Here is a 24277-nt window from a genome sequence, read left to right on the forward strand (position 1 = left end):
TTCGTAATGTTTGTTGCTGTTTATCAGCGACGTTTTATATCTTATAACATTTCGCCCTCGGTGTCAAACCTTTTTTTCATGAAAATTTAAGTCGTTTTTCATGTGTTTTTGGCTTGTTTTGTTAGGACTTAACTAATTTAACATGTGGTCGATCTTTCGTCAATGGAAAATTTACTTCTTTTTTATATTCCCTTTACATTTACCGCATCCGAAGCGCTTCGTATCTACACGTCTTTTCCGTTTGTATGTTTGTCCGCATTTTGTACAAACATAGTGATGGAAGTTCCCGCTCTTTTCGGAGGGTAATGGTGAACAGTGTCTTGGAGATCCTGTTCTTTTTAATAATTCCTTGAATTCACGATCGCGATGTCCAAAACCTTTACCTTCTATATGAAGATGGTAATGGCAAAGTTCATGTTTAATGATGCCTTCTAATTCGACACCATTTAATTCTACTATATATTTCGGATTGATTTCAATCACTTTTTTAGAAGGAATGTATCTGCCTCCTGTTGTCCGAAGACGAGAATTGAAGTATACATCATGAGCAAAAGGCTTGTCAAAGTATTTTTCCGATAATTTATTGGTCCATTGCTTCAGTTCTTGATCCGTCATAGGAACACCTCCCTCGTCCTTTGCATACTGTATCATAAGAATGAAAAAAGTTGAATATGAAGGAGATGACTTCTTATGCCTTCCTGGTTGAAGAACCAAATGACAAAAGCATTCTTGAACAAAGACAAATATCAAATTAAAATGCTCAATCAATGCTGGTATTACTATCAGCACCTATACAAATAAAAACTACCCGGAAAGAGTCTTTCCAGGCAGTTTCGTCCAAGGTTATCCTTGATTGACCATAGTCAAAGCAATCCTCTGTTTTTGTACGTCCACTTGATCGACCCAAACAGTAACGACGTCACCTACCGCCACTACGTCCATTGGGTGTTTGACGAATTTGTTTGCGAGCTTCGAGATATGGACAAGCCCATCCTGTTTGACACCTATATCCACAAAAGCCCCAAAGTCTACTACGTTTCTAACGGTTCCTTCTAATTCCATCCCCTGTTCCAAATCTTCCATTGAAAGAACATTCGTTTTCAACAATGGCTTAGGCAAGTCGTCCCTTGGGTCACGGCCAGGCTGAACAAGAGATTTCAAGGTATCTTGAAGCGTCAACTCACCAATGCCCAGTTGCTCCGCTACAGATGATGGTTCCACACTTTTCAATTCTTCTGCTAACTTGTTCGTTCCGATATCTTCCGTCGTAAATCCGAACTTCTTCAGCAGTTCCCGTGTCGCTTTGTAAGTTTCCGGGTGGATCGGTGTACGATCCAGAGGTTCTTTTCCATCTAGTATTCGTAAGAAGCCGATACTTTGTTCGAATGTTTTTGCGCCTAAGCGCGGAATGTCTTTGAGTTCGGAGCGCTTCGTAAACTTCCCTAACTCTTCCCTCTTTTTCACGACGTTGTTCGCAACCGTTTTACTCAGGCCAGATACGTGCTGCAACAGAGATGAAGAAGCGGTGTTCACATTAACTCCCACTTGGTTTACGGCCGTTTCCACAACGAACGTCAGGGATTCATTCAGTTTTTTCTGAGTAACATCGTGCTGGTATTGACCGACACCTATCGATTTAGGATCAATTTTCACGAGTTCCGCTAATGGATCCTGAACACGACGAGCGATCGATACGGCACTTCGTTCTTCCACTTGAAAGTCAGGAAATTCTTCACGCGCAAGCTTCGAAGCTGAATACACACTTGCCCCCGCTTCATTCACAATCATGTAGGACGCATTCAGCTTATGTTTTTGGATCATATCTGCGATGAATTGTTCCGTTTCCCTGGAAGCTGTCCCATTCCCAATGGCCATCAGTTCAATATCATACGTATCCATAAAGGCAAGAATCTTTTTCTCTGCTCCAGCCGTATCATTTTTAGGTGCTGTTGGGTAAATGACGCCTATATCAAGCACTTTCCCTGTTTCGTCTACAACAGCAAGCTTACAACCGGTACGGTAGGCAGGGTCGACTCCTAGAACCACTTTCCCTTTCAACGGGGGCTGCAGCAGGAGGTTACGCAAATTACTCGAGAAAACTTCAATTGCCTGTTCCTCGGCCTGCTCAGATAACGCGGCTCGAATTTCTCTCTCTACAGACGGCTGAATTAAACGCTTATAACTATCCTGGATCGCTTCCTCCAAAATGGAACGAAGCTTCCCGACAGTGTGATTTTTGATGACACTCCTTTCCAAGTATTGGACGATAGACTCTTCAGGAGGCTGAACGGAAACTTTAATAATCTCTTCTTTTTCTCCACGATTAAGAGCAAGAACACGGTGGGACACAATAGAGCGAACAGGTTCTAGGTAGTCATAATACATTTCAAAAATGCCTTTTTCATCTTTATCTGCTTTCTTTTCAGATGAAGCGATGACACCCTTTTCGTGCGTCTGTTTTCTTATCTTTTCTCGATATGTAGGATCGTCTGAGATCCACTCGGCGATGATATCATTCACCCCAGCACGTACATCTTCAACCGTATTCAATTCATGGTCATCAGAAAAGTAACCTTTCGCTTCCTCTTCGAAGTTGATACCCTGCTGTTCCCAGACCTGGGCAGCGAGAGGTTCCAAACCTTTCTCCTTGGCTACCGTCGCTCTTGTCCGACGCTTTTGTTTGTAAGGTCGGTATAAGTCCTCCACCTTTTGGAGTTTTTCAGCGGATTCAATTTCTTGGCGTAATTCTTCGGTCAGTTTGCCCTGTTCATCAATCAGGCGAATAACTTCTTCCTTACGCTGAACAAGGTTCGTTACATAGTTCCACTGATCTTCAATTTCTTTGATTTGCACTTCATCCAATCCGCCTGTCAGTTCTTTCCGATAACGGGCGATAAATGGTACTGTATTTCCTTCTTCAAGCAGTTCAATGACTTGTTTGATTGTCTGATCCTTCAATTTCGTCTGTTTAGCTACGAGCTTCATAAGCTCTGTATTTTTATTTGTTTCACTCAACTAAATGACCTCCTTCAATGACGTCTCATCCATTGTATCAAATTATATAAGAGAATACTTGAAGACTCCGTTTCGAGATGTATGTGGGAGTTTATGGGCTCCGGGAAACCGTTCGCTTTCCATGGGGCGGGCGGTGAGCCTCCTCAGGCATTCGCCTCCCGGGGTCGCACCTGTCCCACACGTCCCATAGGAGTCTCACCGTTTCCCTCCACCCCTTACCATAAGAGTATCTCGAAACTAAGTCCTCCCCAATCCTGCCATATACTCGGATAAATTAAGGTGATGACCCAAACAAAAACAACAAAACCCTCCATTCTACCTTGCGGTTCGAATGAAGGGTTTTAATTATAAGCCATGGCAATCAGGGTGATATCATCATCTCGTAATTGACCGTATAATTCTTTGTACTGTTGAGTAATTTGCTCAACATCTTTGGAATGAGTAAACTTCGCGGACAGACGCCGGTCGTTAACTCCGTCTGAAAACATAAGGAATACCATTCCTTTTTGCACAGTTCCGTGAGAGATTCTCAGCCTGCGTGGATAGCCTGATAGGTAACCAGCCAATGGAATATTGCGGTTACGCTTCCCATCCGGGTCTACGGTAATTACCCCAATGTTTCCAATCGATGAATAAGAGTAAGTACGAGCTTCAAAGTCGATCCTTAAAATCCCCAGGACGACTCCTCGTTTCCCTACCAACACCTCATTGCATTTTTTCACTAGCGCTTCTAGAGCCAAATCTGGATGTTCCTCTATCACTTCCATAACCGCCTTGGATGATTCGCGGGCCATTTCACCACTTCCGAGTCCGTCCGCAAGGGCACAAAGAAATGCATTCTCTGTTTCCTTGTAAAAATAGCTGTCCCCGCAATAATAATTTCCTTTTTTGGCTTTCTGGAAAATAGATAAATCCACCCGCTTATTCTCCTTTTCCACTAGAATACCTCGACAGATTCAGACTGCAAGGCTTCTCTCAGTTTCCTTAAGGCCCGCCTTTGCAGACGAGATACGTGCATTTGGGAGATTCCCAGCCGTTCACCTGTATCTTTTTGACTCATGTTTTCAAAGTACGTGCATTGTAAGATCTCCTGCTCTCTTTCACTGAGAATCGGCAGAATCTTTTCTAAGAGCATTCTCTGATCTATGTTGGAATAACCATCTTCCTGGTTACCGATTAAATCCAGAATGGTGACCGTACTTCCGTCAGAATCCGCTTCGATTTTGCGGTCAACGGACAGAGCTTTATAGCTTTTACCCATTTCCATCGTCTCAAGGATATCTTCTTCAGATACTTCTAACTCATCTGCAATTTCTTTGACGGATGGAGAGCGCTGCAAGGTATTCGTAAGCTCTTCCGATACCTTTTTGATTTTGGGTCCAAGCTCCTTGATTCTACGAGGAACGTGGACGCTCCATGTTTTGTCACGAATGAAGCGTTTGATTTCCCCGATAATAGTCGGTATGGCAAAAGATTCAAAGGACTTCCCGAATTCGGGGTCATATCTTCTGATTGCCGCTAACAGCCCAAGCATGCCGACTTGAACCAAGTCTTCATGAATCGTGCTGTTTTTAGAGTATTTACGAGCAATGGATTCTACAAGATCCTTGTAAACGAGAACGATCTTTTCCTGGATCTCTTCATCTTTCGGATTCTCTTGTAGATAGGCGATCCATTCGTAAACTTCCTCATTGTGGTGTTGTGATTTGGTCGCCATCTTGACCCACCCCGGTTTCATGGAGATATTTTGTCATAAGGACAATGACTCCATATTTGCTATTAATCTCAACTTTGTCCATCAGAGCGTCAATGAGAAACAGGCCAAAGCCTCCTTCACGCAGTTCTTCAATATCATCATCTTGTTTATAAGGGCCGATATCTTCTTTGATCTCACCAAGGTTAAAGCTTCCTCCATGATCAGCGACCATGACTTCAAGCCTGTCCTGATATACACCGAAACCGATGGTGATTTCCCCTTCACCCGTTTCTTTATATGCATGTTTCACAGCATTGGTGATCGCCTCGGAAATCGCTACTTTCAAATCTTCGATATCTTCGTAAGTGAATCCCATACGGTTGGCAATCCCTGAGATACTCAGACGCACGACACCGATGTATTCCGCTTTGGCAGGTACCTTCACTTCAACAAAATCAAATGGTTCCATGTTTACATTCCACCTTGCACTGTAGACTCGATGTTTATAATTTCTGTTAACCCCGTGATCTTGAAGAGACGGTAAACACGGTCCTGCATATGGACAAGGCGCATCTCAGATTCATGCTCCTTCGTCGATTTCAAAGCGCTGATGAACACACCAAGACCTGTCGAATCCATGTAATTCACATCCTGAAAATCCACTTCTACGACTTGGCCCTTTTCCTTCGTCAGCGGCAGCAATGTATCTTTTAACTTGGGTGCTGTGAATGCATCCACTTCTCCAGTTAGGACGACATTTGAAACCCCATCATTGTTTGTAACATCTATAGATAAATTCATCGTCATAATCCCTCCCAATGTTTCCTGAAAAACATACTACATAATGTGTTACCCTGTATGAATATTTGTTAAACGTTTCTTCGTAAAATAATCAACGTAAAGTCATCTCTCAACTGGAAGTCCTGCAGACGCTCAAAATGTTTATACACTTGATCCACTATCCCCTGTGCTGGAAGGTGGGAATATTGTTTGATGACATGTAAAATCTCTTCTTGATCGATGAATCGGTCCCCTTGTCGACATTCGGTTACACCGTCAGTCAGAAGGATAATCATATCTCCTTTTTCTACTCTCTTTTCATACTGCTTATAAGTGACTTCAGGAGATACGCCGAGCACAAGTCCCGGTACATCGATTTCTTCAAATTCATCACGATCTTTATGATAATAATAGCCTGGTTCATGGCCGGCTGATGAAAAAGTAAATGTATGCTCGTTGGAATTATACAAACCATAGAACATCGTAATGAACATACTTGCATCCACATTCCGTTCCACCACACGGTTCAAACTCCCCAGAATGACACTAGGATCTGTCCGCATCCCCGAAAAACTGTCCATTGAATATTTGATCATGGACATACATAGAGCAGCAGGTACACCTTTACCTATGACATCGGCGACAGCGATTCCAAGGCTTCCTTTTCCATCGTGGACAAAGTGGTGATAATCCCCGTTCATCTGCTTGGCAGGAACACTCAAAGCCCCTACATCAATTTCAGATAAATCAGGTTTTACGGTCGACAACAATGTTTTTTGCATGTTGGCAGCGACGGAAATTTCCGATTTCAACTCGAGCTGCTTTTCCCGAAGCGTCTGATACTCCTGGTAAGCCAACCCGTAAGAGATCATGGTTTCCAGAAGGAAGTTCATAGACGACTGAATATACCGGGGCATATCCGGGTATATTTCTTGTAGTGATTGAATATGAACATTGATGATCTCTTCCGGTGAGATGTTCTGCTGCATGGAATGCTTACTGAACTGTTCCGCTTGATATAGAGCTTGCTCATCCTCGGTCTTAATATACTCTTGTAATAGTTCTTTATAATTTTCTAAATCGAGCTTCAATGTGTTCATCGCTTATTACCTCCTTTAACGGAGCCATTTGACGACAGTGATTTCCGTACCTTCTCCTTCTCCAGATACGATATCAAAGTCATCCATCAACCGTTTCACCCCTGGCAGTCCTGCTCCGAGTCCTCCTGATGTGGTGAAACCGTCTTCCATCACTTGGCTGATATCTTTAATTCCGGGTCCTTCATCCGTAGCTACGATCCGAATGCCCTTTTTATTCATATCTTCGAGTGCTTCGAAACAGACTTTGCCTGTTCCTGCGTATAAATAAATGTTCCGTGCCAGTTCAGAAATGGCCGTGGCAATCCTTGCTTGATCGACAGTCCCAAAGCCGATCTTTCTGGATATATCTCGTCCAAGTTGCCTGGCTCCGACGATGTCCCACTCCTTCTTAATATTGACACAGGATTGGAAGTCCATATTCACTCCTCCAATTCCTGGCGAAGTTTGATCAATCCTTGTTCTAGATCTAACGCGGTCGGGACATCTTGCATGTGTATACCTAGGTCAATAAGCGTCATTGCAACTGCCGGCTGGATCCCCGTCAAAACAACTTTGGCCCCCATCAAATCCGACATCGTCACAACGTCTCCCAACACTTTGGCAATGAAAGAATCGATGATATCAACGGATGTTAAATCAATGACGACACCTGTCGCTCCACTTTCATGAATCTTGCTTAAAAGATCTTCCTGGAACTGGATGGCCGTCTGATCATCCAAATCGATCTGTATGGAAATGAGTAAATAGTTATGAAGCTTTAAAATAGGTATCCTCATGTTTTCACTCCCTATCTAGTGAATCAATTAGTTTTTCGATGTCTTCATCGTTGTTCTGGGTTTCTTCGATACGACGATTTGTCAATTCTAATGCCGTTTGGAACCCTTTACGCAATGAACTCTTTGTAGGGAATTTTCCTAAATCGATTCCCAGGTTCACAATCGTTTGTGCAATTTCAGGGCGGATTCCCACCAATATGCACCGTGAACCGATCAGTCGCACAGCTTCAGCAGCCTGGATGATATGATGAGCAACCATCGTATCCACAACCGGAACACCTGTAATATCGATCAACACAACTTCAGCATTATGTTTGATCACTCCGTCCAACAGGTTCTCCATGATCAACTTCGCCCTCTCCGTGTCGATGGTTCCGATCAGAGGCATGATCGTGATGTTCTCCATGACGGGGATCAAGGGGGCGGAAAGCTCTTGTAAAGCCACTCTCTGTAAAGATACGATGTGCTCCCAGCTTCCTGAATACTCGTTGACGAGACGGTTGATGATTGGATCGACCCAGCCATCTACTTTACGAAGGACCTCGGAAAAGTAATCCGAATCGATTTTATCCGATTGTTTGAGAATGAAATCCGTCACTACACGACGGAACACTTGCATTCCGTCCGTTAAATAACTCAACGGCCAGCCAAGATTAATCAGGCGTTCAGAGAAATCATCCAAGTCAGAGGATAATCCCTGCTTTTCAATGCTTGAAAAAATCACGTTGACAAATTCACGGTTCGTGCTTTCGAACATTTCATCAGAAATCGTCGATGTATACTCATTCTTCTTATGAGTGTTAACTTCCTCCAACCACATTTTGACAATGTCATCACTATGCTCTACCACTACATTTTTCAGTCTTTCGTCCATTATCTAAACCTCCGCCTCATAACCCTCTATTGTTCGTCCTCATACTATTTGAATATAATTTTATCAGAAAAATAATTTCTTTTACACTATTTGCCCTCTTCATCATTATAAGAGCATCTTCCGCCTACTTACACATGAGTATCTTTCCCATACCCTTTGTAATATTACCATTCTACCTTATAAAATATCGGTGAATAAAAAAACACGCCATCATCAATACCCTCTCTATGCTCATTATAAACTACAAAAGCAAAAAAAAATAAAGTTACCTTGAATAGGCAACTTTATTTTCATCCACGACGTACGTTCCGATTAAAAGTCGATCAAACCGAGGCTGATCTGCAAGGCTTTGTTAACCTGCTGCATCATCGGTTCGTCGAGTTGAGTAATCTTATCGGTCAAACGCTGTTTGTCAATCGTTCTGATTTGTTCCAGTAGGATCACAGAGTTTCGCTCGAACCCGTATTTTTCTGCATTAATTTCGACATGTGTTGGAAGTTTGGCTTTTTGTATTTGCGCTGTAATCGCGGCTACGATCACGGTAGGGCTAAAACGATTACCAATATCATTTTGAAGGACGAGTACAGGACGGACCCCGCCTTGTTCAGATCCCACAACCGGGGACAAATCAGCGAAATAAACGTCACCTCGTTTGACTATCACTGGCTTCACACCCCGCTCACTAGTTGCTCCAGGGTGTGTTCGGCCTCCTCTTCAGCTTGAAACGCTTCTGAAGCGATATTTAAATTGATTTTCGCCATTTCCATGTAGCCTCTACGCATGGATTCTCTAATATGTCGCTGTTTCTTCTCACGCAAATACATTTTCGTTGCTTGACACATGAAATCGCTCCGATCACTGTTATCGAGTTGAATGAAGCCATCCACTTCATTGAGTAGGTTATCCGGAATCCGGATGACAATCTCCTGCATGCTATCGGACAAAACCATACACCTCCACCATCTTCTCTCAAAAGAAACCAGTCAATTAGTCCACTCTAATCTTATCAAACGGGAGTGTCCATTGCAAAGGAGTGTTGGAATTTTTTCGTGAATTATGAAAGCTTTTATCCTTACATCGGGAGAATTGTCCGAAAACGGGAAGTTTACTCACAACAAGGAGTTTCTTACTTCTACCGTTCTCCCATCTTCTTGAAAAACTCTCGGCACCCTTTGGCTGATCATGCAGGGTATCTCATAATTGATTGTTTCGAGATGCTCCGCTATTTCATCGGCTGAAATTTCCTGATCCCCTTGTTTACCAATTAAGGTAACCTTTGTCCCTATAGGATATTCCTGATCCAGCCGAATCATGAATTGATCCATGCAAATTCTTCCGACAATCGGCTGACGTTTCCCGTCGACAAGGACCTCTGCACCTTGAAGTTTACGGATCCAACCATCCGCGTAACCAAGCGGTATAGTGCCGATCCACTCTTCTTTTTCTGTGGTGTAGGTAGCCCCGTAACTGATCGATTCTCCAGCCTTTATTTTTTTGACATGGATCAACCGGCTCGACAAAGAAAAAGCAGGCTTCAAGTCGATTGGTCGTTCCCTTTTGACATGGGGAGAAGGGTAAAGTCCATACATGCTGATACCAAAACGGACAAAATGATCCATCCGTTCAGGAACTCTCATACTTGTCGCACTGTTACTTGTATGAATTTCGACATCATCTGCCCAATTCCTCTTAAAATAAGAAAACATTTCGTCCCAGCGTTCTTGTTGTTGATTAAAATACTGTGAATCTCCTTCATCGGCTGTAGCAAAATGCGTGAACAAAGCTTTCAATTGAAATTTCGGGGTTTCGGCAAGAACGGCAAGGACTTCCCCTAACTCTGAGACCGTGCGTACCCCAATCCGCCCCATTCCTGTATCCATTTTCAAATGGAGTTTCAGAGCATTAATACCCAGGAAACCCACCGCATCCTTAAGCCAATCTTTTTGAAACACCGTCAAGGCGATATCATTCTCAGCAGCGACTGCAGCATCCTGAGGGCGTGTCCAGCCCATGACGAGGATCGGGGCCTCTATTCCTGCCCTTCTCAGTTTCAATGCTTCATCAAGGATGGCTACGGCAAGGCTCTTTGCCCCAGCTTTCAGGGCAGCTCTCGCCACTTGCACATCCCCATGTCCATAGGCATCCGCTTTGACCACTGCGCAAATCTCCGTCTCTTTCTCCAACCGTTGTTTCAATTGCTGTATATTATACTCAATCGCCGTCAGTTCAACCTCTGCGATGGAGTCTCTGTAATACGTATCCCATGCCACAATGACCGCTCCTCTCTCTCTATATCTTTTTATTATTGAATGAGAAGAAGCCGGTGTCAAATCTCATAAAAAAGCAAAAACATTGGATAGCGATCATGACTGACTTTTACGAAAGCAAAGACTCTCAAGAGCCTGGAGGGCGAAGCATGAGGACATCTTCCTAAAGGTGGCCCGAAGACAAAAATAAAGCAGACCGTTAAGCCTGCTCCTTCCAATTTTATTTCACCATCGCAGCCGTGTTGATTGAGCTTGCGACAGCGACCATTTCATCTTGCGTCAATTCATTGCTCGCGAGCTGGTAGGTCGTGCCGTTATGGTTCCATTCCAAGCGATTGTGTTCAAAGGCTGCAAAAACGCCATCCCAAAGCTGGACTGGTTCACCATTGACCTGGACAGAGTATTGAGCACTTGCCGCTTGAACTTCCGCTTTTTCCTGGACCAATGTGAAGTCTTTATCCCCGGCATAGGTCATAATGAATCGTTTTCCATCTTCTGTTTTCACTTCACGCTCGTCTGCAAGTTCAGCACCGAACGTCTCTTGTGGGTAAAGAACCTCCTCCAGCTCTTCCCCTTCCATGTTTGCAACAGGGGCTTCTGTAGGCGCCATAGCCATATTCTTATCGACATCAAAATCTTCCTTCTTCATCGAATCGTCTTTCGAGAAGTTCGCGAATTGAACTTCTACAAGAGAATTCATGTCCTGATCGAATACTTTCACCATGACAGGGTGGTACGTCTTCTTATCAAAATAGATTTCTTGGAACGGCAAGGTTTTGTTATTCTGATAGTTTGTCTTCGTCTTGAACACAAAGTAGTTTTCGGAAGCATTGAACTCTGCATCCGGATCCGCTTTGATATCATTCAGCAGTGAAGCATAAAGATAAGGCTGGCTTGTATTTTGAGGCCACTCACTTTGAAACTTGAAGCTCTTGTTCAAAGCAGGCGTCAAGACATACACGCCGCTGTCATTTTTCAAAATGATCTGGCTGCCTTTTTCATCTTGATCATTTTGAAGCTTCACGCGGTAAAAGTCATCCTTTTTATGCCACACTTGAATGTTGTATTTCTGTTCTTCTTTCCCTGTACGCATCTTCATATTCGCTTCGGTCTTATATCCAGCCATTTCTTCCGACTGTTTTTCGAGCTTTTTGACGACATCTTCTTTTGACTGTGAGCCACAAGCTGTCAAAGCACCTAAGACGAACAGGCTGAACAACAGGATCAGAAAACGTCTTTGCATAAGACTCAACTCCTTTGTCTCTACTTAAGGACAAAGGGAACGTATGATATGGATCAAGAAGAAAATGTACGGAACGTCCGGGATAAACCTTCAATGACGTCAGAGGCGAGTAGGTCAATTTTCGCATGTTCATCCTGCACGAGTAAATCAGCTGTCGACCCATGAAGGAAACAACCATTACTTAAGGCATTCATCACATCTTCTCCCTGCATCATCATGCTGAGCAGAATACCGGAAAGAACATCACCACTTCCACCTTTAGCGAGGCCTGCATTGCCTGAGATGTTCACCCGCTGTTCCCCATCGGGACCTGTAATAATCGTCGAAGGTCCTTTCAGGACGAGGTACACCCCGTGCTTTTCAGCAAACTCTTTGGAATGGGAAAAAGGAGAATTCAAGATCTCTTTAATGGAAAGGCCCGACAAGTGGGCGAACTCACCTGGGTGAGGCGTTAAAACGGTCGGAGCTTCCCTCTTTTCCAACTCTTGAAGGAAACCTTTTATAAGATACAACCCGTCGGCATCCACCAGTAATGGGGTTTCTTTTTCATGGACCAACTGCTCCACCACCGTTACCATCACAGAAGTGCGGCCCAATCCCATACCAACAGCAATCCCATCGTACCCCTCAAGAACCGGGACTTGTCCTCCATCTTTCCCTTCTACAAAAGTTGCTTCCTGCACATACGGAGAAATCGATGGAATAGCTTCAGGATCCGTGGATACCGCAATCAACCCCGCACCGCTCCGTAAAGCGGCCCTCGCCGTCATAGCGACTGAACCGGGCATTAAACGGGACCCTCCGATGATCAAGCCTTTTCCATGCGACCCTTTATGCGAATGTGCATCTCTTTCAGGCAAGGTCCTTTTGACATCAGCTGCACCCCAAAGCCTTCTTCGGTGATCCGGAAGTAGCTGGGGTGGGAGTCCGATTTCCACGACCGACCATTCGCCATAGTATGGCCGAGTGCTTTGCAAAAAGACACTCTGCTTCGGAGCATCGATGATCGAGGTGTAATGCGCTTGAAATGCCTCAAAATCTTCTTCTCCTTCATCTGCCGGCACACCCGAAGGCAGGTCGACCGAAAGCCTTACGAATGATTTCTCGTTACAGAGACGAACAATCTCTGCGTAGGGCTCTTTCAGCCGCCCTTTCACTCCGATCCCGAGCATCGCATCGATGCATACATCTGCACAACCTAGAGAAGTATTCAAGTCTTCCGAACTCTTCAATAGTCTGTACGGGTGACCAGAAGCTTGGAATATCTTCTTGTGTGCTTCTGCATCTCCAGTGATCTTTGTGTCCGGAACGACTTGCCAAGCTTCCACATCGTATCCAAGGTTCAACAACGTCCTGGCAATGACGAAACCATCGCCGCCATTATTACCAGCACCTATCAGGACGACAATCGCATGCTCTTTTTGAATGTGGCGGAGTAAGTCATACGTAACCGCTCTACCAGCATTCTCCATGAGCAACTTCCCATCTAGTCCAGCAGCTTCCATGGCCACTCGATCCCGTTCGTACATTTCTTGTGCGGTAACAATATCCAATTCGTTCCCTCCTACCCGCATTACAATGTTATGAGACAACCTATGTAATTATGTCTGCTCTCCTATACCTCCCTAGCACTCTTCCAAAACCACCTGAGCAATCGCATGCTCTGAACTATGACTGATGGACACCCACACGTGATAGCGGTCATAACCTTTCACCTTCATCATAGGAGCCCCTGTCGTTTCATTTGATAAAATTTCCACGTCATGAAAGCCCAGCTTGCCGATCCCCGTACCTGTTGCTTTAGCAAAAGCCTCTTTCGCTGCAAATCTGCCCGCCAGGTATTCCACTTTTCTTTTTTCATTTAACGTTTCGTAGCGAAGATGTTCCTCTTCAGTCAGTATTCGTTGAACAAAGCGTTCTCTTCGCTTTATACTTTGTTTAATACGATCCAATTCAATAATATCCACACCGATGCCTTTAATCACCATTCATCTTCCTTTTCATTAACAATCTATGAACAGTATACCCGAATCTTTTCTCGGTAAAAAAGAATACGAGGGAACAGCAGGGATTACATTATAATAGGAGTTCCATGAACCACCCTTAACCAGAAGAGCACATGAGAGTATGTAGCGGAGATGAATGGGTTCAGGAAGCGACTCACATCCACCTTAATCTTGCACGTAAAAAAGGAGATTAGTCATGTTTGTACGAACGGAGAGTTTCAAAGAATTTATACGGTTTTATCCGATTGTTTCATTTCTTGTCGGGCTTCATTTCGCCTTATGGCTGTTGATGGATTTTCTTCAGCTGGGTTTTGCCGTTGATTTGAAGGAATGGGGCATTGGAATGAATGCTCTGATTTTAAACGGCGAGTATTGGCGCCTCGTCACACCCATTTTCTTACACGGGGATTTCACCCACGCCCTGTTCAACTCCTTTTCCCTCGTCCTCTTCGGACCAGCCCTTGAGCAGATGTTAGGAAAAGGAAAGTTTGTTGTGATGTATTTATTTGCAGGGATTGCCGGCAACCTCGGCACGTTTATCGTTAATCCGGATGCCTATTATTGGCACCTCGGAGCCTCAGGAGCCATCTTCGGTATTTTCGGAGTATATCTATTTATGGTTATGAACCGGAAGCATTTGATTGATACAGCCAACTCACAAATCATCCTTGCCATTTTTGCGATCGGCTTATTTATGACGTTCGCCCGGCCAAACATCAATATATTCGGTCACTTGTTCGGACTGATTGGTGGGTTCGCCATTGCACCCGTTATCTTGAAAAATGCCCGCCGCTTTTCTTTATGGCAAGTCCGCACCCGTCATTCTCGTTCAGACAGTGATGACATTTCTTTCGATCCAAATCGTTGGCAGAAAAGAAAATATGGACGCAAGAGCACAGGGAAGTACATTCTATGGGGAATCATTATCTTCCTTGCCTTGTTCGCCCTCGTAAACCGCATGTAAAGACTTCACCCTTCGGGGGTGGAGTCTTTTTTTCTGCTAGTAAAAACACTAAACGCACCGATAAATTCACTACGTCCACTGATGAAAGTTTGAAAGTCACTGATAAATACTTAAAACACCGATAAAAGCGTAAAACCTACTGATAAATGACCGAGCCGTTGTACACATCAATGACTATCAACACTCCAAAAAAAAAAAAGATCAGCCCTCATACAGAGGACTGATCTTTTCAATAACCTTTTATTAGCTACGGCCTTTACTTTGGTAATTGCCGCGCTTGCTTCCGCCTTTGCCGCTGAAGTTGCGGTTGCGGGATTTATTCTTGTTGTTGAAGTTGCGCTTACCGCCTCCACCTTTGCGGTAGCCACCTTTTTTCTTACTCTTGTCACGCTGAGCATTTTTCACGCTGATTGGCTGAACATGAGACAAACGAACAGGTACTTCGCTGCGCTCTTTTGTCATCATTTTCAGTGCTGCTGCTACAAGGTCTGTAGACTCATACTGTTCAAGCAGTTCATTCGCTGCCTGCTTGTAGTTCTTAAGATCATTGTTCGTGATCGTTTCAGCAAGCTTCTCAACCGCTACTTTTTGCTGACCGCGCGCTGCTTCTTCAGAAGAAGGGACTTTCAATCGTTCCACTTTCTTCTTCGTGATTTTCTCGATCAAGTGAAGTTGATCTTTTTCACGTGGAGTGACGAAGGAAATGGACTTCCCTTTACGGCCGGCACGTCCTGTACGACCGATACGGTGAACATAGCTCTCCGGATCCTGCGGGATATCAAAGTTATACACGTGAGAAACATCAGAGATATCCAATCCACGTGCCGCAACGTCTGTTGCAACAAGGATCTCGATGCGACCACGCTTGAACTTGTTCAATGTGGACATACGCTTCCCTTGTGTCAAGTCACCGTGAATTCCTTCTGCACTGAAACCGCGTGCTTGAAGCCCGTCAGCTACTTCATCAACACGACGCTTCGTACGACCGAAAACGATCGCTAGGGCAGGATCGTGGATATCAAGAAGACGTGTCAGTGTATCGAATTTGTGTTTCTCAGGAATTTCAACGAAGAACTGCTCGATGTTTTCCACCGTCATTTCTTTCGCTTTCACTTTTACTTCTTCCGGGTTGTTCATCAATGTCGTTGCAATGTCGCGGATTTCTTTCGGCATCGTTGCAGAGAAAAGCAGCGTTTGTCGCTCTTCCGGCAATGCTTTCAAGATATCACGGATATCATCGATGAAGCCCATGTTCAGCATTTCATCCGCTTCATCAAGGACTGCTGTGTGAACTTCTTCCAACTTGATCGTTTTACGACGGATGTGGTCAAGAAGACGTCCTGGTGTTGCTACGACGATGTGGTTGTTTTTCAGGGCACGGATTTGGCGCTCCATGTTTGACCCTCCATAAATTGGAAGGACACGAATACCTTTTCCTTTACCTAGACGGTTCAGCTCTTCTGCTACTTGAATAGCCAGTTCCCTTGTCGGGGCGATGACAAGTCCTTGAACGGCTTTCACTTGTTTGTTGATTTTTTCGAGCATCGGAATACCGAATGCAGCCGTTTTTCCCGTACCTGTCTGAGCTTGACCAATGACATCTTTCCCTTCTAGTCCTAGAGGGATCGTTTGTTCTTGTATTGGTGTTGTTTCTTCAAAACCCATAACGTCTAATGATTTTAGGATAGGTTTTGATAATCCTAGTGATTGAAATGTTGTCACAGTAATTTCATACTCCTTTATTGTTTAAATCTTCTACCTATATACATGTAAAAAAAGCCTTCTGCCACAGGAAACGGGAGAGGCTTCTCTGGTATCTGCCTGATAGATTCATTCATCATAACACATATAACATAGTTAATTCTACACATTTCGGCTATGCTTTTCAAACGTAATAATGATAAAATGAGGAAAAACTGACGTATACCAGAGGAGGGCTCGCTTGGAAAAGCCTCCAGTTCAACCATATATAATTTTGTTCATTGGCGTCCTTTCCATTTCCACTTCCGCGATTTTCGTCAAGCTCGCAGGAGATGCGCCAGCTTCGGTCATCGCTTTTTACCGTCTGGCCATTGCCGTAGGAATTATGGCTCCTTATGTATTATGGAAACATTTCGATGAAATAAAACAAACAAATAAGAAAGATTGGGTGCTTGCGATTTTATCGGGTGTCTTCCTTGCCTTACATTTTATTTTGTGGTTTGAGTCATTAGGTTATACGACTGTCGCAAGTTCCGTCGTCCTTGTTGCCCTCCAGCCGGTCTTCGCTTTTATGGGGACCTACCTCTTTTTCAAAGAGAGGTTCACCATCGGAGCCATTCTAAGCCTTGTCATTACATTGACAGGAAGCGTAATCATCGGGTGGGGTGATTTTCAAATCAGCGGCACAGCTTTATTTGGTGATTTACTGGCCCTTCTTGGTGCGATGACCGTTACCGGTTATTTTCTGCTTGGTCAGAACTTACGTAAACGTCAAACCATCCTGACCTATACGTTTATTGCTTACGGATTCGCAGCGGCTACACTTCTTCTCTATAACCTGGCGCTGGGGTATCCTTTTACCGGTTACGACGGTGATCAGTGGCTCATATTTCTAGGTCTTGCGATCATCCCGACCTTCTTCGGTCATACGCTGTTCAACTGGACATTGAAGTGGCTCAGCACATCGACGATATCCATGGCTGTACTTGTCGAACCGATCGGGGCTTCTATTTTAGCTTATTGGATTTTGGATGAAGGAATCACTTGGACGCAATGGCTCGGCGGATCCATTGTGATTTTCGGTCTCATGATGTTCATCTTGAGTACGATGAAAAAAGTAAAACCTAAATTCACTCATGAAACAGACCGTCGATAGACCGCTAAGTTTGATATAATACGTAATAAGCAGGGGAACACCCCTATTAGAACGATGAATATAAGAGAGCAGGTGAAGGAATGACGATACAACTGATCATAGATGGAGGCGGCGATCTGCCTCTTGGAATGATGGAAAAACACAGCATCCACTATGTCCCGTTAAACTTACATTTCGGGGACGAACACTATAAGACAGGTGAAACGATTGATTTGCCGACGTTTTACGAAAAATTAAAGGAGTCCGAGGAACTCCCTCGTTCTTCTTCTCCAAGCCCGAATGATTTCTATGAAAAATATAAACAGATCGACGCAGAGGACGAAATTCTTGTGCTTGCTCTTACTCAAGGGCTGAGCAGCACATACGAGAGTGCTGTCATGGGCAAGGACATGCTCCTTGAGGAGGAACCCAATCGTAAAATTGCTGTCCTCAACACAAAAACAGCTTCCTGTGGCATCGCCTTGCTCGTTCATGAAGCAACGGCACGCATGGAAGAAGGGTACAACTTCGAACAGCTCGTCTCCCATATGGAAGAACGCATTGAGAAAACTACGACGCTCTTTATTTTGAAAACGCTAGAGAATGTCATCAAGGGCGGACGACTCGACAAAGTCAAAGGGGCCATCGCCAAGACCTTGAATATCAAACTTCTCATGAAAGCGAGCGATGAGGAAGGCTCAGTGGAAGTTACAGAAAAAGTACGAGGCAACAAGAAATCCTTGCGCCGCTTCGTTGAGCAGATCGGTGAGTATGCATCCAACTTGGAAGACCGCGTCATTGCGATGTCTCATTGCAACGATGAGGAACGAGGAAAGAAAGTACTGGATTCAATTAAAGAACGTTACAACTTTAAAGACTCTCTCTTCATGGAGACAGGACCACTCATTTCCACTTATGCAGGAGAAGGCGGACTCGTCATCGCATTCTTTAAAGACTAAAAAAACGTCAGAGGTTTTTTACCTCTGACGTTTTTCTTATCCGTGATATTCCTCATATTTTGGTTGAGGTGACAATAACGCAAGAACACCTGCGGTCACCGGGAAGAGAATCGTCAGCAGGATGACTTCCTCATACCCCCCCAGCCAGTCAAAAAACAAACCGAACGGCAGCGGACCAAGAGCTGAACCCACGACCATAACCGTTTGCGCAAGACCTTTGATACTACCAAGGTGCTCCCGCCCAAAATAATTCGGCCAGACAATATTTAACACGATCCGCTCAAAGCCATTAACAAAGCCCCAGAATATACCGAAAGCAACCGCCATCCACCATGAATTGGTGAACAAAAGGATGACAAGGGTAAATATGTGACCAAAAAACGTAATAGCTAAAATATAGTGCACCTTGAAACGGTCAACCAGATAACCGCTGACGAAAGTAACCGGAAACCCGACGACGGCCATCAAGGTGAGTACCATCGCCGCCACCCCTGTATCAAGTCCCCTCAGATCCATGATCGACACCATGTGGAAGGTAATCGCTGTATTTACGAGGGCCGGGACAATGACACAGAACAAAATAAACCAAAAAGCTCTCGTTGCCATAGCTTCTTTCAACGTCCAACTTTTTTCATTGACCTCAACGTTCGGATTTTTCAGGTCTTCTCCTTTGACCGGTTTCGGTGTCCCGTCCGGCACTTCCCCAATGTGCTCAGGTTTGTTACGGACGAAGAAGAAGGCCGATGGAACAAAAAGAATCAACAGCGCGGCTCCCCAAAGCCCCCACGTCATCCTCCAGCCGAACGATTCAATCAACCATGTGTTCAGCGGCGGCAACAGGGCTGAACTGGCAAATCCACCGATCGCCATAATGCTTAGTGCTCGCCCCCTTTTCCTTATGAACCATTGCGGCACAAGTGTGTTCGGAATCAACGTCATTGACCCCTGCCCGAATAAACGAATCATAAAAAAGCCGAAAAACATCATCATCGGCCCGAGAAGAAAAGCATTCCAAAACAAAGCTAAAGCTAAACATGATCCTATAGCAACCATCATCGCCCGCTGTCCGAAACGATCGATGAGGCGTCCCATCATAAACAACGTAATACCCGCTAACAATGTAGCCGCTGAATAAATACCAGAAACCAACGACCGTGAATACTCAAAATCTTCTATGTAATAATCGATAAAAATAGATATGGAATAGGTTTGACCAGGTCCTGAAAAGAACACGCTCAAACCGGCAATCATCACAACAACCCATCCATAGTAGAAAGGTGTCTGGATGGGTTGTCCACGGTTATTATTCATGGTTTCTCTTCCCCCTATGGTTGACTCACAAAATCCATCACTTTATCAAACAATTCGTCGCTGTCCTCCCCATGACAGATCAAGTGCTTCGACTTTTTCAAGAAAATAACCTCTTTTTCTTCTGAGGGAATTTCTTCTTCCAAATACAAAGCCGCTTTTTTTGGCACCATGCCATCCAACTCGCCTTGGATGATCAGCACAGGACAGCGGACCTGATGCAAATAAGGCCTTGTAAATTGCACACATTTCATAAATTCGAATGTAGAAAAGAGATACGTATCCTTCATTTTTTTCTGATACCTGAGAAAAAGCTCATTATCGGCAAGCACACCATTCCATGCATCCGCAACCATTCCAAGAATATCTTTATACATCTGCGGAAGACTGACATATTTCCCTGCCGCCGATAAAAGGACCAAACGGCTTAGATGATACTTTGCAGTCAAGTAGGCAGCAATCATTCCGCCCATGGAAAAACCAATGATGTAAATGGTGTCGTGTCTTTTCATGAGGTCCAGCAGAGCGAGCTCTGCTGTAGCAATCCATTCTTGATAATAGTGCCCTTCAAGATCCAAGGCCTCCCCGTGTCCCGGAAGCGTAGGATTGGCAATTTCCCAATCCGTTCGTGCTTCCAGAAAATCAACGAGGGGCTGGACTTCATCCGGGCTTCCTGTGTACCCGTGAATACATAAACACCCGATACTCATGTTCCTACGCCTCCACCCGATCTTATATTTCGTTATGCGAAACATTATAACACAATCAATTTCCACTTTTATCCCAGTAAACTTTATGATCTAGACCTAGTACTCTTTTTACACTTATTCAGAGAACGCCTCAAAAAAGGAAGGTTTCCAGGAATCAAAACAGTAGTTTCCATGTCCCCTTTGGTACGCATTTACTCAGGAATAGGAAAACCTCGTTTAAAGAAAATGCGCGCTAAATGAATAGCGCGCGGTTTACTTGATTCCTTTAACGAATGTACCGATCCCTTTAACAATTGGACTGACATCCTTTACGGTCTTTACGACTTGACCCGTGGTCGACATCATTTTATCGAAATCGATCTGGCCGTCTTCTTTTTGAAAATAACTCATGACACCTTTGGACATGTTCCCAACATTAAATGAAGAATTCTGATTCCCGGTCTCAGTATAACCTGTATAGTCGTAACTATTCACGTAGGGATTCTGAAAACCATACACCGCTTGGTTGTACGGAGCATAACCCCAAACGTTCCCTTGATTATTGGGTATTTGCTGATAATTCATCTGATCGTAAGGAAGACTGGTTGGATAACGGTACCAGCCATTATTGTAATAATAGTAAGGATTATATGGGTACATGAATGTTCCACCTTTAACGTATGATACTTCAGCCTATGAAAAAGCACATGAAAAAGTGAAACGAAAGCGAGGGATCCCTCACTTATTGATGCTTTTGGACAAAAAAAACAAGTGATGATCATCACTTGTCGAAACCATTTAGGAAAAGTTCATGGAGTCAGTCCTAATATACTGAGGGTTTTCTTTTATTCTCAGCTTTTGTTTCATTTTACGTTCTTGATAACCGAGAATCTTTTCTCCATCTATAAATACAGCGGGTGTACCGTAAATGTTGTTTCTTTGTAGTTCTCTGAAATGGTCACGGTTTTCTGATACATTCCGCTCTTCATAATCAACTTCCCAATCTTCCAATGTTCCTAGTACTTTCTCACAATAGTGACAGTTCCGACTGGTGTACACGATCACTTCCGGGTTACCCAAAGCTCCCCCTCCTTGTGTCTTTTGCAATTCTGCCTAGAAATTTTATACCCGTTTTCACAACGGCTAAACCTATTTCCTCATTAAAATCCGCTCATTTTTCGTCACCTTTCTGTCATTTTCATCACATCCTTTTTACATAAACGCTCTCTATTCTTGAAGACTCAGTTTCGAGACATTTGTTTAGTGGATAGGGGCGGAGGGGAATGACTCGCTTTCCGCGGGAGTCTCGCCATTCTCCTCCGCCCCCTTGCCATGGAAGATTCTCGAAACCACTACCAAAAGGTCATCTCGTATAATTATGGGACACCTCCATAACACTTAAAAGCTTTATCCAGAAGGCTTTATACCTCTAACAGCTGGATAGTGGAAGGCCTTCCAACTTGGTACGAGGGTTGGTTTCTCCCTTACATCGATAAGAGTGCTTGGGAAGCTGCGAGACTCCCGTGGGAGAAAGGAGATCGGCGAGATTCCGCAGGGCTTTAGCCCGAGGAAGCTTGCCACTCCCCCACAGGAAAGTGTTCAAATGCGGAATCGCCCTGGTAGACACGACTGGCATAAGCAGAACAGCAACGGAATGTGCTCTTTCATTCCTTTGCTGTTCTGCTTATGACGCGAGTGTCTGGGCGATGGAGCTGGACGAGTAGCTTCCCAGCCACCCCTGACGCCCAACAAGGCAACGAAACCCGGAAACCTCCCGAAATTAAGTCTTCCACAATCGTGCCATAAACTTTAATAAACGATTAAAAAAGAAGGAGCGCGGGGCTCCTTCTTTTTTATAGTTCTTCAATTGGTGTTTCACCACTGATGAGATCGTAGCTTTGGTGAATGGAATCTTCCTCAGAAAGAAGATGGACAAGTGTGGCGGCCACATCTTCTCGCGGAATTTCTCCATGTTCTGTACGCTCTTGCAGTGTCACCTTACCTGTGCCTGCATCATTAGTCAGACTGCCGGGACGGACGATGGTGTAATCCAAGTCAGTACTTTTCAAATATTCATCCGCTCTGCGCTTGGCATAAAGATAAAATTTGAAGTCGTCAGGCGCTTCTTCTGCGCGGTCTGCTCCGATGGAACTCAACATCATGTACCGCTGCACCCCATTGGCTCCGGCGTGTTCCGCCGCTTTGATCGCCCCTTCCTGATCGATGACGATCGTCATGTCTGCACCCGTATCAGGGCCGGAACCTGCTGCGAAGATGACGGCATCCATTCCTTTGAAAGCATGTTCAAAGTCTCTCATCAGGTCTGCATGTATAGCTTCTACGCCTTTTTCTTCAAATTGTGGGATTTGATCCCTCTTACGGACCATCGCATAGGGAGTGTGTTCCGTTTCTACGAGTTTATCGACAATATGTTTTCCTACTTTTCCATTGGCTCCAATAACGAGAACTTTCATTTAATCATAACCTCCCAAAAAATCTGTGTAACTACTCCTTACTTTCCCCTCCTTTGTCACAATAAACAAGTGAATAGGCAAAAGAAGGAAGTTCAATGAGCAATCACGAAAAGATAAACAAACGGATCACGGAGGCGATTTAGTTATGTCCAACACGTATTTGTTTACTGGTTTTCCAGGATATCTAGCTACAGCCTTGATTGAAGAACTTTTTAGCAACAGGAATTCCATAGAGAAAATCTATCTGCTTCACCTTCCCTCTATGGAAAAGCAAGCAACAAAGCAGATAGAAACATGGCAAGAAGCCCAAAAGGTAAATACAAGGAAAATTGAACTCGTCCAAGGGGACATTACTCAGGGAGGGTTGGGACTCCCGTCTGCAACATCCCTGCAATTGGCACAAGAAGTAACCCACGTCTTCCACCTTGCTGCTCTTTATGATTTGGCCGTCCCTCTCATGCCGGCATGGAAAGTCAACGTCCAAGGAACAAGAGAAGTGAATCGATGGCTTTCCCAATGTCTTCATTTGGAACGTTATATTTATTTCAGCACCGCCTATGTTTCAGGAAAACGGGAAGGAATTGTATACGAAACGGACCTCAACCATGGAAAAGGTTTTAAAAATCATTATGAATACACCAAACATGAGGCAGAAAACCTCGTTCATCGAATGTGTAAAGAGATCCCGACAACCATTATCCGCCCGGGCATCGTAGTCGGTCATACTAAATCGGGTGCAACCGCAAAATTCGACGGCCCTTATTTTATCTTGAATTTAGTAGAGGCCTTAAGAAGTCTTCCGGTTCTTCCTTATTTCGGAAAAGGAACTGCCCGGGTCAACCTGGTGCCTCAGGATTATGTGATCCAAGCGACAAACTACCTTGCCCATCATCCTGCAAGCAGCGGAAAGACATATCATCTCACAGACCCCAATCCTTACACTGCCAAAGAAATTTATGAGCAGCTTAGTTATGTGTATGCGCACAAACACCCTCGTTTCTCCTTACCGTTGGGGCTCGCCAACCAATCATTGAAGGTTCGTCCATTACGAAAAGTTTTAGGTATTCAAAGGGAAGCTCTTGATTACTTCCTCTGTAGTGCAGACTATGACAACCGCCAGGCAGATATGGATTTGGCTGCCTCAAACATCTTTTGTCCTGACTTTTTCTCCTACACCGACGCCCTTGTCGACTATTACCGAGAGAAAAGGGATGATCCATCTAAACACGTCTCCATTTTTTAAATGGGTCCATGATCATTCATGCTGGTGACAAACAACAAAAAGGGTAG

27 protein-coding genes are annotated in these 24277 nt (G+C 44.3%); 5 read left to right on the forward strand and 22 right to left on the reverse strand.

Features of this window, described 5'->3' with window-relative positions; all coding sequences use genetic code 11:
• Positions 1-171 precede the first annotated feature (171 nt).
• Positions 172-615: a SprT family protein gene (locus HFA01_RS16295; protein WP_146818257.1), complete on the reverse strand. Its 444-nt coding sequence runs from the start codon at positions 613-615 to the stop codon at positions 172-174.
• A gap of 75 nt (positions 616-690) precedes the next feature.
• On the opposite strand from HFA01_RS16295, the gene cmpA reads away from it, so the two are divergent.
• Positions 691-801 carry a cortex morphogenetic protein CmpA gene (cmpA, locus tag HFA01_RS16300; protein ID WP_089654570.1) on the forward strand — a complete coding sequence of 37 codons (111 nt, stop codon included), beginning with the start codon at positions 691-693 and terminating at the stop codon, positions 799-801.
• A gap of 42 nt (positions 802-843) precedes the next feature.
• Here cmpA and HFA01_RS16305 read toward each other — a convergent pair whose 3' ends face one another.
• From HFA01_RS16305 to acpS, 15 genes are all read right to left on the reverse strand, one after another.
• Complete coding sequence (locus HFA01_RS16305; protein WP_371860346.1) at positions 844-3015, reverse strand: Tex family protein; 2172 nt, start codon at positions 3013-3015, stop codon at positions 844-846.
• Positions 3016-3356: 341 nt separating this feature from the next.
• Positions 3357-3932, reverse strand: a complete 576-nt coding sequence (locus HFA01_RS16310; RefSeq protein WP_246139354.1) for a SpoIIE family protein phosphatase — start codon at positions 3930-3932, stop codon at positions 3357-3359.
• Between the two features lie 20 nt (positions 3933-3952).
• Entirely contained in the window at positions 3953-4732 is a 780-nt protein-coding gene (gene sigB, locus HFA01_RS16315) for an RNA polymerase sigma factor SigB (RefSeq protein ID WP_146818261.1), read from the reverse strand.
• Entirely contained in the window at positions 4704-5180 is a 477-nt protein-coding gene (rsbW, locus tag HFA01_RS16320; protein WP_115825019.1) for an anti-sigma B factor RsbW, read from the reverse strand. The genes sigB and rsbW overlap by 29 nt, the downstream gene beginning before the upstream one ends.
• 2 nt (positions 5181-5182) lie before the next feature.
• On the reverse strand, positions 5183-5512 hold the full coding sequence (locus HFA01_RS16325) for an STAS domain-containing protein (protein WP_146818263.1): 330 nt from the start codon (positions 5510-5512) through the stop codon (positions 5183-5185).
• 68 nt (positions 5513-5580) lie between these two features.
• On the reverse strand, positions 5581-6591 hold the full coding sequence (locus HFA01_RS16330) for a PP2C family protein-serine/threonine phosphatase (protein ID WP_089654563.1): 1011 nt from the start codon (positions 6589-6591) through the stop codon (positions 5581-5583).
• 15 nt (positions 6592-6606) lie between these two features.
• The gene (locus tag HFA01_RS16335) at positions 6607-7008 is read right to left on the reverse strand and encodes an anti-sigma regulatory factor (RefSeq protein ID WP_089654562.1); all 402 of its coding nucleotides are present in this window, start codon (positions 7006-7008) and stop codon (positions 6607-6609) included.
• A gap of 2 nt (positions 7009-7010) precedes the next feature.
• A complete protein-coding gene (locus HFA01_RS16340; RefSeq protein WP_089654561.1) occupies positions 7011-7367 on the reverse strand; it encodes an STAS domain-containing protein in 357 nt (118 codons plus the stop codon).
• A gap of 4 nt (positions 7368-7371) precedes the next feature.
• On the reverse strand, positions 7372-8241 hold the full coding sequence (gene rsbRA, locus HFA01_RS16345) for an RsbT co-antagonist protein RsbRA (RefSeq protein ID WP_146818265.1): 870 nt from the start codon (positions 8239-8241) through the stop codon (positions 7372-7374).
• Between the two features lie 312 nt (positions 8242-8553).
• Positions 8554-8904: a type II toxin-antitoxin system PemK/MazF family toxin gene (locus tag HFA01_RS16350; protein WP_035511328.1), complete on the reverse strand. Its 351-nt coding sequence runs from the start codon at positions 8902-8904 to the stop codon at positions 8554-8556.
• Between the two features lie 5 nt (positions 8905-8909).
• The gene (locus HFA01_RS16355; RefSeq protein WP_027956786.1) at positions 8910-9191 is read right to left on the reverse strand and encodes a CopG family ribbon-helix-helix protein; all 282 of its coding nucleotides are present in this window, start codon (positions 9189-9191) and stop codon (positions 8910-8912) included.
• Positions 9192-9350: 159 nt separating this feature from the next.
• The gene (gene alr / locus HFA01_RS16360) at positions 9351-10511 is read right to left on the reverse strand and encodes an alanine racemase (protein ID WP_146818267.1); all 1161 of its coding nucleotides are present in this window, start codon (positions 10509-10511) and stop codon (positions 9351-9353) included.
• Positions 10512-10728: 217 nt separating this feature from the next.
• Positions 10729-11751: a LolA family protein gene (locus HFA01_RS16365; protein ID WP_146818269.1), complete on the reverse strand. Its 1023-nt coding sequence runs from the start codon at positions 11749-11751 to the stop codon at positions 10729-10731.
• Between the two features lie 53 nt (positions 11752-11804).
• Positions 11805-13304, reverse strand: coding sequence for an NAD(P)H-hydrate dehydratase (locus tag HFA01_RS16370; RefSeq protein WP_146818271.1), 1500 nt, complete (start codon positions 13302-13304; stop codon positions 11805-11807).
• Between the two features lie 72 nt (positions 13305-13376).
• The gene (gene acpS / locus HFA01_RS16375) at positions 13377-13736 is read right to left on the reverse strand and encodes a holo-ACP synthase (RefSeq protein ID WP_146818273.1); all 360 of its coding nucleotides are present in this window, start codon (positions 13734-13736) and stop codon (positions 13377-13379) included.
• A 217-nt stretch (positions 13737-13953) separates the two neighbouring features.
• Between acpS and HFA01_RS16380 the strand changes: the two genes are divergently transcribed.
• Positions 13954-14721: a rhomboid family intramembrane serine protease gene (locus tag HFA01_RS16380; protein WP_146818275.1), complete on the forward strand. Its 768-nt coding sequence runs from the start codon at positions 13954-13956 to the stop codon at positions 14719-14721.
• Positions 14722-14964: 243 nt separating this feature from the next.
• Here the strand turns inward: HFA01_RS16380 and cshA are convergent, their stop codons facing one another.
• Positions 14965-16443 carry a degradosome RNA helicase CshA gene (gene cshA, locus HFA01_RS16385; protein WP_146818277.1) on the reverse strand — a complete coding sequence of 493 codons (1479 nt, stop codon included), beginning with the start codon at positions 16441-16443 and terminating at the stop codon, positions 14965-14967.
• A 220-nt stretch (positions 16444-16663) separates the two neighbouring features.
• Here cshA and HFA01_RS16390 point away from each other — a divergent pair, with 220 nt between their 5' ends.
• Both HFA01_RS16390 and HFA01_RS16395 read left to right on the forward strand, forming a co-directional pair.
• The gene (locus HFA01_RS16390; protein ID WP_146818279.1) at positions 16664-17578 is read left to right on the forward strand and encodes a DMT family transporter; all 915 of its coding nucleotides are present in this window, start codon (positions 16664-16666) and stop codon (positions 17576-17578) included.
• 80 nt (positions 17579-17658) lie between these two features.
• A complete protein-coding gene (locus tag HFA01_RS16395) occupies positions 17659-18516 on the forward strand; it encodes a DegV family protein (RefSeq protein WP_146818281.1) in 858 nt (285 codons plus the stop codon).
• A 36-nt stretch (positions 18517-18552) separates the two neighbouring features.
• Here HFA01_RS16395 and HFA01_RS16400 read toward each other — a convergent pair whose 3' ends face one another.
• The 5 genes from HFA01_RS16400 to HFA01_RS16420 form a co-directional block, all read right to left on the reverse strand.
• Positions 18553-19827: an MFS transporter gene (locus HFA01_RS16400; protein WP_146818283.1), complete on the reverse strand. Its 1275-nt coding sequence runs from the start codon at positions 19825-19827 to the stop codon at positions 18553-18555.
• 14 nt (positions 19828-19841) lie between these two features.
• Entirely contained in the window at positions 19842-20534 is a 693-nt protein-coding gene (locus HFA01_RS16405) for an alpha/beta hydrolase (RefSeq protein WP_146818285.1), read from the reverse strand.
• Between the two features lie 252 nt (positions 20535-20786).
• Positions 20787-21173 (reverse strand): YppG family protein, encoded by a 387-nt coding sequence (locus HFA01_RS16410; RefSeq protein ID WP_146818287.1) that lies wholly within the window; start codon positions 21171-21173, stop codon positions 20787-20789.
• 138 nt (positions 21174-21311) lie between these two features.
• On the reverse strand, positions 21312-21593 hold the full coding sequence (locus HFA01_RS16415; protein ID WP_146818289.1) for a glutaredoxin family protein: 282 nt from the start codon (positions 21591-21593) through the stop codon (positions 21312-21314).
• 773 nt (positions 21594-22366) lie between these two features.
• Entirely contained in the window at positions 22367-22987 is a 621-nt protein-coding gene (locus HFA01_RS16420; RefSeq protein ID WP_146818291.1) for an SDR family oxidoreductase, read from the reverse strand.
• Between the two features lie 145 nt (positions 22988-23132).
• Here HFA01_RS16420 and HFA01_RS16425 point away from each other — a divergent pair, with 145 nt between their 5' ends.
• Positions 23133-24230, forward strand: a complete 1098-nt coding sequence (locus HFA01_RS16425; protein WP_146818293.1) for an SDR family oxidoreductase — start codon at positions 23133-23135, stop codon at positions 24228-24230.
• Positions 24231-24277: the final 47 nt, after the last annotated feature.

This window comes from Halobacillus faecis (assembly GCF_007991335.1).
Lineage (GTDB): Bacteria > Bacillota > Bacilli > Bacillales > Halobacillaceae > Halobacillus > Halobacillus faecis.